At 28.6% G+C, this 13,766-nt stretch carries 13 protein-coding genes and 1 tRNA gene; 6 read left to right on the top strand and 8 right to left on the bottom strand.

Features of this window, described 5'->3' with window-relative positions:
• Positions 1–8 precede the first annotated feature (8 nt).
• Entirely contained in the window at positions 9–221 is a 213-nt protein-coding gene (locus tag Q0516_RS07315) for a zinc ribbon-containing protein (RefSeq protein ID WP_257480851.1), read from the bottom strand.
• A gap of 68 nt (positions 222–289) precedes the next feature.
• Positions 290–1,363: a hypothetical protein gene (locus Q0516_RS07310; protein ID WP_257480850.1), complete on the bottom strand. Its 1,074-nt coding sequence runs from the start codon at positions 1,361–1,363 to the stop codon at positions 290–292.
• Positions 1,364–1,491: 128 nt separating this feature from the next.
• Here Q0516_RS07310 and pepV point away from each other — a divergent pair, with 128 nt between their 5' ends.
• A complete protein-coding gene (gene pepV, locus Q0516_RS07305) occupies positions 1,492–2,871 on the top strand; it encodes a dipeptidase PepV (RefSeq protein WP_257480849.1) in 1,380 nt (459 codons plus the stop codon).
• Between the two features lie 74 nt (positions 2,872–2,945).
• Here pepV and Q0516_RS07300 read toward each other — a convergent pair whose 3' ends face one another.
• From Q0516_RS07300 to Q0516_RS07290, 3 genes are all read right to left on the bottom strand, one after another.
• The gene (locus Q0516_RS07300; protein ID WP_294466995.1) at positions 2,946–6,167 is read right to left on the bottom strand and encodes a response regulator; all 3,222 of its coding nucleotides are present in this window, start codon (positions 6,165–6,167) and stop codon (positions 2,946–2,948) included.
• A gap of 143 nt (positions 6,168–6,310) precedes the next feature.
• Complete coding sequence (locus tag Q0516_RS07295) at positions 6,311–7,090, bottom strand: putative ABC transporter permease (protein ID WP_299237540.1); 780 nt, start codon at positions 7,088–7,090, stop codon at positions 6,311–6,313.
• A gap of 113 nt (positions 7,091–7,203) precedes the next feature.
• Positions 7,204–8,718, bottom strand: coding sequence for a DUF3794 domain-containing protein (locus Q0516_RS07290; protein WP_294466991.1), 1,515 nt, complete (start codon positions 8,716–8,718; stop codon positions 7,204–7,206).
• 220 nt (positions 8,719–8,938) lie between these two features.
• On the opposite strand from Q0516_RS07290, the gene Q0516_RS07285 reads away from it, so the two are divergent.
• Entirely contained in the window at positions 8,939–9,286 is a 348-nt protein-coding gene (locus tag Q0516_RS07285) for a type II toxin-antitoxin system PemK/MazF family toxin (RefSeq protein WP_007050443.1), read from the top strand.
• Positions 9,287–9,360: 74 nt separating this feature from the next.
• Here Q0516_RS07285 and Q0516_RS07280 read toward each other — a convergent pair whose 3' ends face one another.
• The gene (locus Q0516_RS07280; RefSeq protein WP_257480845.1) at positions 9,361–9,837 is read right to left on the bottom strand and encodes a hypothetical protein; all 477 of its coding nucleotides are present in this window, start codon (positions 9,835–9,837) and stop codon (positions 9,361–9,363) included.
• 174 nt (positions 9,838–10,011) lie between these two features.
• Here Q0516_RS07280 and Q0516_RS07275 point away from each other — a divergent pair, with 174 nt between their 5' ends.
• The 3 genes from Q0516_RS07275 to Q0516_RS07265 are packed head-to-tail and all read left to right on the top strand — an operon-like array spanning position 10,012 to position 11,473.
• Positions 10,012–10,215, top strand: coding sequence for a helix-turn-helix transcriptional regulator (locus Q0516_RS07275; protein ID WP_294467068.1), 204 nt, complete (start codon positions 10,012–10,014; stop codon positions 10,213–10,215).
• Positions 10,212–10,613, top strand: coding sequence for a hypothetical protein (locus tag Q0516_RS07270; RefSeq protein WP_294466990.1), 402 nt, complete (start codon positions 10,212–10,214; stop codon positions 10,611–10,613). Before Q0516_RS07275 ends, Q0516_RS07270 begins: the two co-directional genes overlap by 4 nt.
• A gap of 56 nt (positions 10,614–10,669) precedes the next feature.
• Complete coding sequence (locus Q0516_RS07265) at positions 10,670–11,473, top strand: MerR family transcriptional regulator (protein WP_294466987.1); 804 nt, start codon at positions 10,670–10,672, stop codon at positions 11,471–11,473.
• A 192-nt stretch (positions 11,474–11,665) separates the two neighbouring features.
• Here Q0516_RS07265 and Q0516_RS07260 read toward each other — a convergent pair.
• A tRNA-Glu gene (locus Q0516_RS07260) sits at positions 11,666–11,740 on the bottom strand.
• 461 nt (positions 11,741–12,201) lie between these two features.
• Positions 12,202–12,750, bottom strand: coding sequence for a DUF3795 domain-containing protein (locus Q0516_RS07255; protein WP_294466984.1), 549 nt, complete (start codon positions 12,748–12,750; stop codon positions 12,202–12,204).
• A 526-nt stretch (positions 12,751–13,276) separates the two neighbouring features.
• On the opposite strand from Q0516_RS07255, the gene Q0516_RS07250 reads away from it, so the two are divergent.
• Positions 13,277–13,687, top strand: coding sequence for a YbgC/FadM family acyl-CoA thioesterase (locus Q0516_RS07250; RefSeq protein ID WP_294466980.1), 411 nt, complete (start codon positions 13,277–13,279; stop codon positions 13,685–13,687).
• The last annotated feature ends 79 nt before the right edge of the window (positions 13,688–13,766 follow it).

Raw genomic sequence — 13,766 nt, 5'->3', positions numbered from 1 at the left:
TTTTATTTTTACGATTTCGGCACGAGCAGTCTTGTAAAAAATTTAGTAAAGCCTTTTTCTTTCTTTATGCGAGGTGAAGGTCTATGAAGCATGATTTCATTTTCGCACTGAAGGCATGTAAGTTTTACTATTTCCCCATCTTTATAAACGGCTCTGTGCATCGTATCTTCTAAACAATTTTCACAAAATAAATATGTTTCTACAACAAATTCTTTTGACATACGAATTACCCCATTTCCTATAGTTTATCATATTATGATGTAAAAATAAATTTATTTTTTTCTTAATGTTAAAGAAGAATATCGTCGTTTATAATAACCAGTTTTGAAGAAAAAGTTTTGGTAAATCCGCTTTTTTTATCAAAAATATTATACACATTTTCAAGTGCGTAAATATTTTCTTTTTTAAATACCAAATACCTTCCTTCAACCTCTCCGAGAAACATAAATGCACTGAGCAAATCATTCTTTTGCCACGAAAAAACTTTATTTATTTCACTATCATAAATTATTTCATTATCATAATTATTGGTAGCTTTAAAATATATATCTTTACCTAGATTAATGCTGTTTAAAAATATATTAGTTGTTTTAACTTTTTTACTTATTTTTCCATTTAAAACATCATAATATAAAATCTCATTTTCATAAAATGGTTTAGATAAAAATAAAACTACTTCATTAATCGTTTGTCCTATTATTGTTATATAATTCAAACCTTTATTTGACCTTAAAATATCATAAAAAATATTCTTTTTACTTACTATACTATGTATAAGTTCTCTTAGAGGTATCAAATAAATATTATTTTTAAAATTATTTTCATCATTTAAATCAAAAGAAGTAAAAAAGTTTTTTATGTAGAATTCTTCTATAACAACTATATCTCTGTTTTCATCACTGAAAAGCAAGGGAGCATTCAATAAATTTTTCAAAACTATGTCTTCAACTAATATAAAATCATCTTTTTTATCATACATATATAGTACAAGCTCACTGTAATCAACCGATCTTAAATAGAAAAAAACATATCCCTTGATTACAAAAAAATCTATGATTTTATCATAAGTCTTGATTTTAAAATCAAAAACATGAATGATGACATTTTTCTTGATTTTATAAACGGCGAGTTTATTCATCATTCTACCCATAATATATATACTTTTGTCGTAGTCATCTATTTTAAAATCAAAGTAGTTATCAAACACAAGAATATCCCTGGCAATTGACTTTTCTTTATCATATTTTACCAAAGAATAAATATCATTTTCATCGTCTTCACAAAATAAATAATACTCACTGTCGAAATGAGTAATATAACTGTAGAGCTTCCTATTATTAAAATGTAAGCATTGTAATTTCACATCTCTCTCCTTTAAAAAGTCTTTATTTAAATGTATTCTTTTACCATTTCTTTTATTAATAAAAACTTTGCTTTATAATTTACGTGTGATACAATGTTATTAATTCATGAGATAGTTGGAGGATAAAAATGAATATAAACGAAAAAGTAAAATCATATGAAAAAAATATGGTAAACGATATTAAAAGACTGGTAAGCATCAAAAGTGTTGAGGAAGAACCAAAAGAAGGAATGCCTTTCGGTGAAGGTCCCGCCAAAGCGCTTAACGAAGCCCTTAAAATAGCTGAAGAACTGGGATTTAAAACAAAAAATTTAGATAACTACTGCGGATATGCAGAAGTCGGAGAAGGCAAAGATTTAATAGGTATCTTGGGACACGTTGATGTGGTCCCTGAAGGTGACGGATGGGATAGCGATCCATATATCCCCGTAGTAAAAGACGGAGTTATTTACGCAAGAGGAGCAAATGACGATAAGGGGCCGGTTATAGCTTCACTGTATGCCGTAAAAGTACTTATGGACATGGGCACAAAACTCAATAAAAGAATAAGAGTAATATTTGGTGCAAATGAAGAAACGGGATTTAAATGTATGGAACACTACAAAGAAGTTGAAGAAGACTTAACAATGGGATTTTCTCCCGACGCAGCATTCCCTGTAATATTCGGAGAAAAAGGTATCTGCCAAATAAATATAAAAGGTAAATACATAGATGATGAAAAAATAAAAATAATAGAATTAAAAGGCGGGGAAGCCGCAAATGTAGTTATCCCTAAAATGATCGTTACATTAGAAAACAACAGCGATATTGATATCGAAGAAAAATTTTATGAATATATAAATGAACATAAATTAACAGGAGAAGTCTTAGAAAAGAAAGATAATAAAATAACACTCAGACTCAATGCGGTGTCTGCCCATGCATCAACTCCATGGGAAGGTAAAAATGCAGGAAGCTATTTAATGGAATTCTTAGGCTCTGTAATGAAAGATAATACCTTAGTAAATAATTACAACGATCTTATAGGAAAAGGTTATCTGGGTGAAAACTGCGGGCTAAAAATGGAAGATGAATACGGACCTCTTACATTAAACACAGGAGTGGTGGAAGCAAAGGACGGAGAATTGAAATTAACCATAGATATCCGTTATCCATTAACAGAAGATTTTGAAAAAGTATTTAATATACTTAAGAAGTCATTCAGTGAAACAGGATATGAGTTCGAAGTAATAGAACATAAAGCTCCTCTTTATGTTGAGCCGGATTCTCCTTTGGTTAAAACTCTTCAAAGTGCATATGAAGAAGTAACCGGAGACAGTAAAAACAAACCATATACACTTGGCGGAGGAACTTATGCAAGAGCATTCGATAATGTAGTTGCATTTGGAGCACTGCTTCCGGACGACGATGAAAATGCTCATCAAAGCAATGAAACATTTAAAGTTTCTACCTTACTTACAGCTACGGAAGTTTATGTAAAAGCACTTGAAAAACTATTAAAATTATAATGATTGAATATAAAGAGGGCGCGGAATCTGCGTAAGCAGGCGCAGTGCCCGTCAAATAAAAAGACCGCTGATTACTAGCGGTCTTTTAAATATTTTTCCATTGTATTAACAAATGTTTCTATACTCAATGGTTTTGCGATATGCTCATTCATCCCTGCATCTTTTGCGGCTCTTATATCTTCCAAAAATGCATTTGCCGTCATTGCTATGATAGGAAGAGATTTTACATCGTCTCTATCTAATTTTCTTATTTTCTTAGTTGCCTCATATCCGTTCATTACAGGCATTTGTATATCCATAAACACTAAATCATAATGGTTTGGACTTGTATTTTTTATTTTTTCATAAGCTACTTTACCATTTTCAGCAGTATCTACATCAACTTTTGTTATTTTTAATAGTTCTTTTGCAACTTCCATATTAAGTTCATTATCTTCAACAAGTAAAACTCTTTTTGTACTTAAATCTACTTTTATATTTCTATTACTATTATCCTTATCTACATCATTTTTAAGGAAGTAATCAAGCTGATACAAAACCCTTGATTTGACCACCGGTTTGGAGCTGAACATAGAAACACCTGCGAGTTTTGCCTCGTTCTCTTTATTTGTCCACTTTCCGTTATAATAAACGGTAATAGGCGTCTTATGATTTGTTATTTCTATTATATTTTTTATATCCTCAACACTGTTTATATCTTTATAATCCCAATCAATTATAATATTAAAATAGGATTTTTCTTTATTTCTTATTTCCTTGAATATATATAATAATCTTTCTTTTGAACTGATATTTTCTACGTTTAACTCTACATTTTCCAATATATTTTTTATATCATTTATAAAATTACTATCATCACTTATTACTAATATATTTTTATCTATAAATCTTTTATTATATATTTCACTTGCATCCTGAAGTTTAATATTTACTATAACCGTAAACTTGGAGCCCTTGCCTTTTTTACTTTCTACTATAATATCTCCGGACATTAAATCAACTATACTTTTTGTAATCGCCATTCCCAGTCCTGTGCCGTGGACTTTATTTATCCTGCTGTCATCGGCTCTTTCAAATGGAGCAAAAATTTTATTTATAAACTCTTCATCCATTCCGATACCATCGTCCTTAAAAATAAACTCATATCTGCCATAACCTTCTAAAGTAGAATTTACTTCATTAACTTTTAATTCTATATTTCCGCCCTTTGGAGTATATTTCATAGAATTTGATAAGATATTTAAAAGGACCTGCCTTAATCTTAACGAGTCACTAATGACATCAGAATGAATTACTCCCGACGTATCTAAAGATAAATTTTGTTCCTTTTTACTTATATCAGGAGAAATTATAGTAACAACATCTTCTATCAAGTGTAATAAATCTATTTTTTCCGATGTCAATGAAAGTTTTCCGCTTTCGATTTTAGACATATCGAGAACTTCATTTATAAGATTTAATAAATGATCACTGGAAATTGTGATTTTATCCAAACACTCGAGTACCTTAACCGGATTATTTAAATTACTTTTTGCTATAGAAGTCATACCAAAAATAGCATTCATAGGCGTTCTTATATCATGAGACATTCTTGATAAAAATTCACTCTTTGCCTCGTTTGCTCTTGCCGCTGATTCGTAAGCTTCTTTTAGAGCTATTTTATTGTTTTCTTCTTTTTGTATCATATCATGAATATCACGAAGTGTTATAAGTATTTTCTTATTATTTTCAAAATAGCATATTCTGCATTCTTTATGTCTAGGAGGGTTTTGGTTCGATCTGAAATAAACGTTTATCATTTCTTTTCCGCTGTTTAATTCATCTAATATGTTATAAAGACTCATTTGTCTTCTATACTCTTCTCTATCTTCATCATAAACCCAATCGTCACGAAGACCTTTATCAATTTGCGGTTTATAACTTATAGGCTTTAACATAGCATCTTCCAATGCTGAATATTTTATTGAATATTGCTGTTTATCCAAATCTACTATACTTAAAAATTCATAATCCGAACGTATCATAAACTCACTTATTGCATTAAGTTCAATATTTTGAATTTCCGTAGATTTTTCTTTGGTAACATCTTCTACAATACCTACCACAAGTTTAGGTTTACCACTTTCATCAAACCTAACCGTAGACAAAGTGACCCTGCACCATAGATCTCTGTTTTTTGCCTTAAAAATAGAAACGGCGGTTTTTTTGCCTTTGTGAATATCATCATACATTCTGTAATAATCATCATAATAGCCTTTATCTATATATTCTTCTGCAAAATCTTTGGGCATATTATCATATCTATCTTTACATCCGTAAACTTCGCTGGTTCGCTTGGGCATGACACATAGTTTTTCATCCGGATAATATGTAAAATCACATATATTTGTATTTTCCATAGAAACCCTAAGAAGAGCATTGTTTGCTGCGATTTTATCGGATAGTTCCCTGTTTTCTTTTTCGGCTTTTATATGCTTATCAATATCCAAGAAAACACTTTGGATAATTTTTTCGCCGTTTTCATCTAATATTATCTGTGCATTTCTAAGAACCCAGCAAGTCGTTCCGTTTGGACGTTTTATTTTGCATTCAAAAATAATGGATTTATCCCCTGCATTCCTTAAATTACTATTTTCTTTGGAAATTCTGTTTTTATCTTCCTTAACATATATATCATCTAATGTCCAAATTTTCTTTTTATAAAAATCTTCTTCAGAATAACCAAGAATTTTTATAGCTTCTCTGTTTATTCTTTTAAATTGAATTTTCCCGTCGATATATTTATACTGAGCGATTCCGCATAAAACGGACTGCAATAAATCATTATATCTATTTTTCTCTTCTTCTATTTCTTTCAGTCTTTGCTCTTTTTTTAAAATATCTTCTTTTAAGTTTCTTAAATCGCTGATATTCTGATGATATCCTTTTATAGTGTAAACACCATTATCTTCACTCTCTACCTTACCTGCACATCTAACATAAATTTCACCGAAAATGGGATGATTCCATGGATACTGTACTTCAACGAGCTTTCCTGTTGTTATTATTTTTTCAACAGCTTCCCATACATCGTCGAGATAACTTTCATTTATCCTATCATACCAATGGGCATAGCAAGCCTCGGGTTCCAAAGCTTCTTTAAGTCCGAGCAAATCGAGCATAACATCTTCGCCATACATTTTATTAATATTATTTTTCATGTCTATTGACATCATCCAAAGTCCTGTCTTGGAAGTAGATAATACTTCACTCATCCACTCGGGACTAAACAATTCATTATTTATTTTATTTGGCATTGGAATTACCTTCCTTTTATACTTAATCATAGTAGTATAAAAATTATAAATAATTAATAAAACGTACTATTAATTAAATTATATATTCATTCTAAAAAGGTGTCAATCAAAAGCTTTTAGTATAAATAAAAAGAAAGCAAGATCTATTGCTTTCTTTTTTTGATATTCTCTTTTATTTCATCAAGTAAATCTCTGTACTTTGATGTTTGAATTTTAGGATGCGTTTTTAAATAACTTAAATATCTGAACTTCATCAAATAATTTTCAATTATATCTTTTCTTTCTTCACTAAGCTGTTTAAATGCAAGCTTTTCAAGATACATATCTTCTTTTAGCCTATCGGTTTTGCCGGCAACAATAAGGGTTTCATCGGAAATATGCTTACCAATCCCATCTGAAAATTCAAGGAGTTTATCGCCGATTTGAGATAATCTTTTTAGTTTGGATTTGAACTTAAGTATTGTAGCCACAGTAAGGATCGTATCTAAAATAAATATTAACGAACATACAATAACTGCTATAATCCCAACTTTTTCGGGAATAAATGTAACAAAAGTATATATTAAAGGATGAATGATATTTATAACAAATACACATGCAAGCCCCCATATAATCGAAAAGCCAAGACATATATAACCATTTAAGTTAAACTTTTCTTTTGAATAATCCCACCATCTGATCGAAAAAATTTTTTCCAAAACGAATCCCGTTGCTAATTCCAGCAATGTGGTAAATATAACAGAACCGATAAATAATATTAGCAAGTTGGATTTTAAGGGCTCTAAAAAATGTATTACCAGTAATAATCCAAATCCGTATATCGGACATACCGGCCCCCTTAAAAATCCTCTGCTGATAAAATGACCTTCTTTTATGGTTTGAAAGATTATTTCCGTTACCCAGCCTAAAAAACTATATATCATAAAAAAACATAAATATTCATAAATCGTATATCCCAAATAAGTTACCTCTTATAGCGTTAAATTATGACATATTATATCAAGATAATATCAAAAAGTAAATAAATCGGTCATACCTATTTTATTATCAACGGACAGCTTTCCAAAACATCTTCTTCACTTTCAAAGTCATTCATCTTTAAAATGTCTTCTTTCGCTATAAGGTTTTTCTTTCCTATATCCCAAAGACTTTCATTCTTTTCTTTATAATATACTTTGACCTTGATACTGTCTACGGTTTCCTCTTCGGCTTCAATATTTTCTATTGAAGCTATATCGCTTACTTCCTTTGTATCAAACATATATCCGCTTACTACAACCTCACCGTCAATGCTGATAGTCTGATTTAAACTTGTAACCACAAGATTATTCACATTTACATCTACGAACAAATCAAGATTTTCTCCGCCGCTTATCTCTTCTTTTAATTCAAAAGGCACATTTATAGTGTCGACATAATATCTGCTGTCATTATCTATATATGTAACTACTTGAGTAACCACACTGCCCTCTACGGAAAGTATACTTTCCTCAACGGAATAATCAAATTTTACATATTCCATATCACCGATAACGCCGCCGATCATATCGGTATCAATCAAAGTCTTGCTGTTACTTATTTTCATTTTCTTTTCAAAGTCACTTCCGAGCATTACGATACTATGTTCTTTTAAAACAGGAAGAGTATTTCTGTTTGTACTGTAAGCATCTTCAATAATGTTTACTTCTTTCTTTTCACAGAAAAGTGTACTTGAAATCAGTTCCATAGTTATTTCGATATACGAATCCTCATCATCCATAACGTATTCTCCGCTCACACTTTCTACGCTTGGAACTATATTATAATAATCACATTTCAGTTTAGGATCTTTTTCTATAAAATGATTTATAGGATAAATTAGTTTTTCAATTTTTGTATCACTGTCATCTTCAAATCCAATCTTATAAATCAATGTGACCTCTACTTTAGCACTGTATAATACACCAACCCCCGAAGCGTTTGTATTGACATCTCTGAGTTTTGCAAATACAAATAAAACATTTACGCTGTCGGATAAAGGTACGTCTTTTTTAAATGTAAAAGTCTCCTTGGTACTGTTTAAATCAAATACCGAACATACATCGGTGTTGGTTTTTATTTCAAGACCACCTATATTATTATCGCTCATTACGTTTATATCTTCGGGAATTATACTGACTCCGCTTATTTTAACATTTGCACTTACTTCTATCCTTCTTTTCTTAATGACTCTCGTTTCAATACTTGCAATACTAGCCCTTAAGTTAAATATCTTATCCCATTTTTCCCCTTCGCCGAGGTTAACGAAAAATTCAATATTTTTATCTACTGAGGCTAAAGCTTCGTTTTCGCCCAAATATAAAATATTAAGCTTTAGTACCCCTTTTAAAACAAATTTCCCGTTTTTAAGGGAAATATTTTTTATTACCGCTTCGGTATTACTAAGTAATATTCTTTCTATATTAGACATATTGTCCAATATCTTAACGTTCTCAAATACCTCTGTGACTACTTCGATATTGTCTTCTTTACTAGTTAAATTTATCTTTTTTACCATTTGTTCAAATTCCATTTTAATCCTCCTAAATATACTCCTTGTAAAATATATTTATATAAAAGAAAAATATTACTTATTTACAAAAATTTAAATTATAAATGTATAAAAATTTCTATTCATGGCAAATATTTTATTAGTAACATAGTTAAGTTTTTTCAAATATTATAATATGAACCTTATAAATTTGAAAAAGACAAAATAAATTAAAATATAGCTAAAATTGGAGTATAGAAATATGGGTGTAAAAAGAGGAGACATTTATTACGCAGATTTAAGCCCTATTGTAGGCAGCGAACAGGGGGGGCTTAGACCTGTCCTTATTATTCAAAATGATGTAGGAAACAAACACAGTCCGACAGTTATTGTTTCGGCAATAACTTCATCAATGGATAAAGCAAAATTACCTACACATATTTCCCTTTCGGCAAACAGCGAATTACTTAATAAAGACAGTGTGATACTTCTTGAACAAATCAGAACAATTGATAAACAAAGACTTAGAGAAAAAATAGGTCACGTGGATATGAGTACGATGAATAAAGTAAACGAAGGGCTTTCTATAAGTTTTGGAATGTTTCAGTAATTATATTAAACTTAAAAAGACAGATGATATTCTGTCTTTTTTTGATTATTTAATTATATTAAATCAAAATAATATTATGCATAATATATTTCTACCCAGGAAATACTCTGATCCAAATCGAGATAAATAAAATCTGCTTTTATGTTGTTGATCTTATCATAATAAGTACGTTTTCTCAGCGACTGCTCCTTATCCTGAGATACATCTTTAAAATCCGCTCCAAGAATATTTGTAACATCACTTATGGTTTTAATATTCCCCTTAGAATTAATTTTAAATTCAGTTTTCTTTTCGTCTAACCTAGTGAATATAAACGATACTTTGTCTTTATTTGTATTTAATAAAAGTTCATCAAACTTATATCTATAGTCCCCCGAATACTTATTGCTTTTGGTATATTTTGAAAAATCTATATTACTTATATCAGTGCCAATTTTTATATTATCTACAGTTATATTTGATAAATCAACATGTTCTGATTTTAAATTAGAACACCCTGTAAATAACCCCATAATTAAAAGTATCATAATTAATATCTTTACTCTTTTCATTATGCCCTCCGCTAGTTTGTTAAGTAAGTATATGCCCCCTTTATTATTTTTAAGTTATATGATAATTAAATTATTATTATAAAACTATGTAAAGCATGCTTGACATATTATCTATTATATTGTATTATAAAAATGTAAAGTATACTTAACATCATAAATAAGGAGGGAAATACCATTAAAAATATAATAAATGAACTAAGAAAGAAAAATTCAATGACACAAATAGAACTGGCGAAAAAATTAAATGTATCCAGACAAACGATAATATCTTTAGAGAATGGAAAATATAACCCTTCCATAATGCTTGCATATAAAATTGCAAAAGTATTTGATTTAACTATAGAGGATGTTTTTATTTTTGAGGAGGAAGAAGAATGAAAAAATACAACAATATGAAGAAATTATTTATCATTTTATTTTTAACAGCTGTTATATTCTTGATATTTAGTATTATAAAACAAAATTATTACATCATGGGATTTACGACTTCGATTTCATTATGTAGTTTAATATTACTAATAAGTTATAAAATAAAAGAAAAAAACAAAGAAAAATTTGAAGCAATGATAAACGAATTTGAAGACGAAAGACTAATTTTTATAGAAAACAATGCAAAATCCATGACTTTAAATTTAAGTATATATATACTTGCGATCGGATGCTTTATAACAGGACTTATGGAATATAAGGAAATATCAATATTTTTAAGTATTCCAATGGTAATAATATTAATTTTATATTTAGGATCTTACTTATATTATAAAAAGAAATACTAAAACCTCTTGACTCTCCCGTAACTGGAGGGAATAGAATTTAGTTAGGGAGGAAAGTTATGTACAAGATAGGTCAATTTTCAATACTTTGCAGAACACCGATAAAGACTTTAAGATATTACGACGAAATAAATCTTTTAAAGCCCGAAAAAGTGGATAAATGTACAAGCTATAGATTGTATACCACAAACCAACTGATTCAAATACATTATATCAACTCATTAAAACAAATAGGATTTTCAATAAAAGAAATCAAATCAATGATGTCCGGGCATGACATGGGACTTATCTTAAACAGTAAAAAAAGTGAGCTGCAAAGTGAACTTATCGAAATAAACAATAAACTTTCCAAACTTAATTTTATTCTAGATAAAAAAGAGGAGGAAGTTTTAATGAAATATCAAGCTGTAATCAAGAACACGCCGGAATGTATCGTCTACTCTAAAAAAATGCTGCTTCCAAACTATGATGCACTTTTTACTTTAATTCCTAAGCTTGGAGAAAAAGTACAAAAAGCAAACCCTAACCTTAAATGTTTAAATCCGGAATATTGTTTCGTAGCAGAATTGGATAAAGAATACAAAGAGAAAAACATAAATATCGAATACTGTGAAGCAGTAACGGATTATGGTAATGAAGTAGATGGTATAGAATTCAAAAAAATCGAAAGCGTAAAAGTCGTAAGTGCTATGCATAAAGGAAGCTATGAGAGTATTTCAAATGTATTTAATTTCTTGTTTAAATGGATAAACGAAAATAATTATGAAATAATTGATTATCCGAGGCTTAGTTACATAGACGGGATATGGAACAAAGACAGTGAAGATGAATGGCTGACAGAATTACAAATACCAATAAGATAAAAAAAGACTGCTATAAGCAGTCTTTTCTATTTACTATTACATCTAATTATCTTTTACTTTATAGTTATTTTTATTTGTAATAAAATCTAATAACTAATTTATTATCACATTTTAACTTATAATATAAAATAAAGTATTTTTATAAACTCTAAAAAATAAAAAACTACCTAATCGGTAGTTATAATTCTAACTTGGTGACCCCTAGGAGAATCGAACTCCTGTTTTCGCCGTGAAAGGGCGACGTCTTAACCGCTTGACCAAGGGGCCTTGTGAACAGTCCTTTTTTATTATACACGAAAAAGGAGCAAATGCAAGTATTTTTTTTATTTTCTTAAAAAAAAGAAAATACTTATTTGTAGAGACGAGTTGAACTAGTAAATCATATTTTGTTAAAGTCAAATTAATTAAGATTATCTATATATACATATCCGTTATTTGTAACTTCAAAAATTTGATTACTATTACCTGTAGCTTTAATTAAATTATTTTGTAATAATTCATTAAACGCATTTTTCCATTTAGCGGTATCTCTATTATCTGCAGGATTATTAAATTGAATATTATCAGCCGATATAGAAAGTCCTCCTAAATGATTTAATTTAACTATTCTGCCTGTAGCATTTGAAGCATGTTTTAGTATTGATAAAGCTTCCTTGCTTAAATTTAATTCGTTTTTATTATCTTTAGCTTCAATATCATTTATAATGTTTGTTATATTTTTAATAAAATTATTTCTTTTTCTTATTAAGTTTTAAAGTAATATTTCTATTTTTTGCCGATGAATTAAATAATTCTTGTGCAACTTTTGCTTTTTTCTTTATATCGGTTTCATTTTTTGTTTTTTCATTTAATTTTAAAATAATTTCATTTATATCAATAAGTTCAAGTAAATTTACCGCAAGGCAGTAAAATGATTTTTTCCTTCCGTCGTTATATTTATTTAATAATAGATTTAATATTTTGATTTTTTCTTCTAATTCTTTTTTATATTCTTCTATTCCTATTCTATTTAACTTTTTTAGATTATCAAACATATTTTGGTGTGTTATAAATGAATCAAAATCTGTTATGTGCTCATAATGTTTACATGGATACTTACTGCATAAGCTACAGAATTCCGGTGAACTTGTTTTAATAGCACATTTTACTATTTTACATGACTGATGACCGTCTCCGCCTCCGCATCCGGGACAGTATCCGTCAATATGCATGATACATAATCCGCAGTTCAATCCGCACAGTGATAATAGGGGGTAATCTCTTTTATAATTTTTCATATGTTTCCTTAATTATTATAATGTTTTTATTATTGATATAATTTAAATTTTTATTAATTTCTAATTTATAATCTGATTTTATAAGTGTTTTATTTATTAAATTATTAGTTTTAATATTTGTGTATATAATATTTTTTTGTATCAGTTTTTATAAATATATTTGCATTTTATTATCTAAAATTTACATTGTCAATAACTTTATTTGTAATATTTTAATATCTTTGTATTATAAAAGTCTTATAGTAAAGTTATTTGATATTCATTATTTTTATATCCCCCACATTTTTTACCTTCATTATTTTTATAATATCAGTTATAAATCTGTTTGGGATCAATCATTATAATTCCCATGATTTTTATATTGTTATAAATTATAAAATGATAATCATCATGAATGTTGGTGTAAATGATTTATTATTTAAAATATATTTAAAACTCGATTTCTTTCAATTTGAAATTATTATAGTTATAATAAATATATCAATTAAAATTTTAAAAAATAATTTTAAAACATAAGGAGTATAAAATGAAGGATTATGAACATAAAGCAAGATATTACGAGACTGATAAAATGGGTATAATACACCATTCAAACTATATAAGGTGGTATGAAGATGCAAGGATAGATTTTATGGATAAGCTTGGAATAAGCTATAAGAAGATGGAAGAAGCTCAAATCATATCTCCCGTGCTTGAAGTCAGGAGTGAATATAAGAATATGGTATATTTCGATGATACAGTAATAATTCATGTGGATATAGTAAAATATAATGGTATAAGGCTGGAGCTTAAGTATATCATCACAAATAAAGAAAGCGGTGAAATAGTAAATATCGGTTACAGCAAACATTGTTTTTTACATAGAGGGAAGATTGTAAATCTAAAGAAACATGCTCCAAAATTTCATGAAATGTTTTTAAATGCTTTAAATTCTTAAGATGAAATGAAGATACTTTTAATATATGATTAAATGCTGCTATGAAGATATTATTTAGTGTATAATGTTTATAACATAT

Origin of the sequence: uncultured Anaerofustis sp., from assembly GCF_938029165.1 — a bacterium.
Lineage (GTDB): Bacteria > Bacillota > Clostridia > Eubacteriales > Anaerofustaceae > Anaerofustis.
This window is presented reverse-complemented; position numbering and strand designations above follow the sequence as displayed.

Bases quoted from the DNA above. Each gene is read 5' to 3' on its own strand.
- Q0516_RS07300 (WP_294466995.1), bottom strand. From the start codon at position 6,167: ATGCCAAATAAAATAAATAATGAATTGTTTAGTCCCGAGTGGATGAGT.
- pepV (WP_257480849.1), top strand. From the start codon at position 1,492: ATGAATATAAACGAAAAAGTAAAATCATATGAAAAAAATATGGTAAAC.
- Q0516_RS07280 (WP_257480845.1), bottom strand. From the start codon at position 9,837: ATGAAAAGAGTAAAGATATTAATTATGATACTTTTAATTATGGGGTTA.
- Q0516_RS07265 (WP_294466987.1), top strand. From the start codon at position 10,670: ATGTACAAGATAGGTCAATTTTCAATACTTTGCAGAACACCGATAAAG.
- Q0516_RS07270 (WP_294466990.1), top strand. From the start codon at position 10,212: ATGAAAAAATACAACAATATGAAGAAATTATTTATCATTTTATTTTTA.
- Q0516_RS07295 (WP_299237540.1), bottom strand. From the start codon at position 7,090: ATGATATATAGTTTTTTAGGCTGGGTAACGGAAATAATCTTTCAAACC.
- Q0516_RS07255 (WP_294466984.1), bottom strand. From the start codon at position 12,750: ATGAAAAATTATAAAAGAGATTACCCCCTATTATCACTGTGCGGATTG.
- Q0516_RS07285 (WP_007050443.1), top strand. From the start codon at position 8,939: ATGGGTGTAAAAAGAGGAGACATTTATTACGCAGATTTAAGCCCTATT.
- Q0516_RS07250 (WP_294466980.1), top strand. From the start codon at position 13,277: ATGAAGGATTATGAACATAAAGCAAGATATTACGAGACTGATAAAATG.
- Q0516_RS07315 (WP_257480851.1), bottom strand. From the start codon at position 221: ATGTCAAAAGAATTTGTTGTAGAAACATATTTATTTTGTGAAAATTGT.
- Q0516_RS07290 (WP_294466991.1), bottom strand. From the start codon at position 8,718: ATGGAATTTGAACAAATGGTAAAAAAGATAAATTTAACTAGTAAAGAA.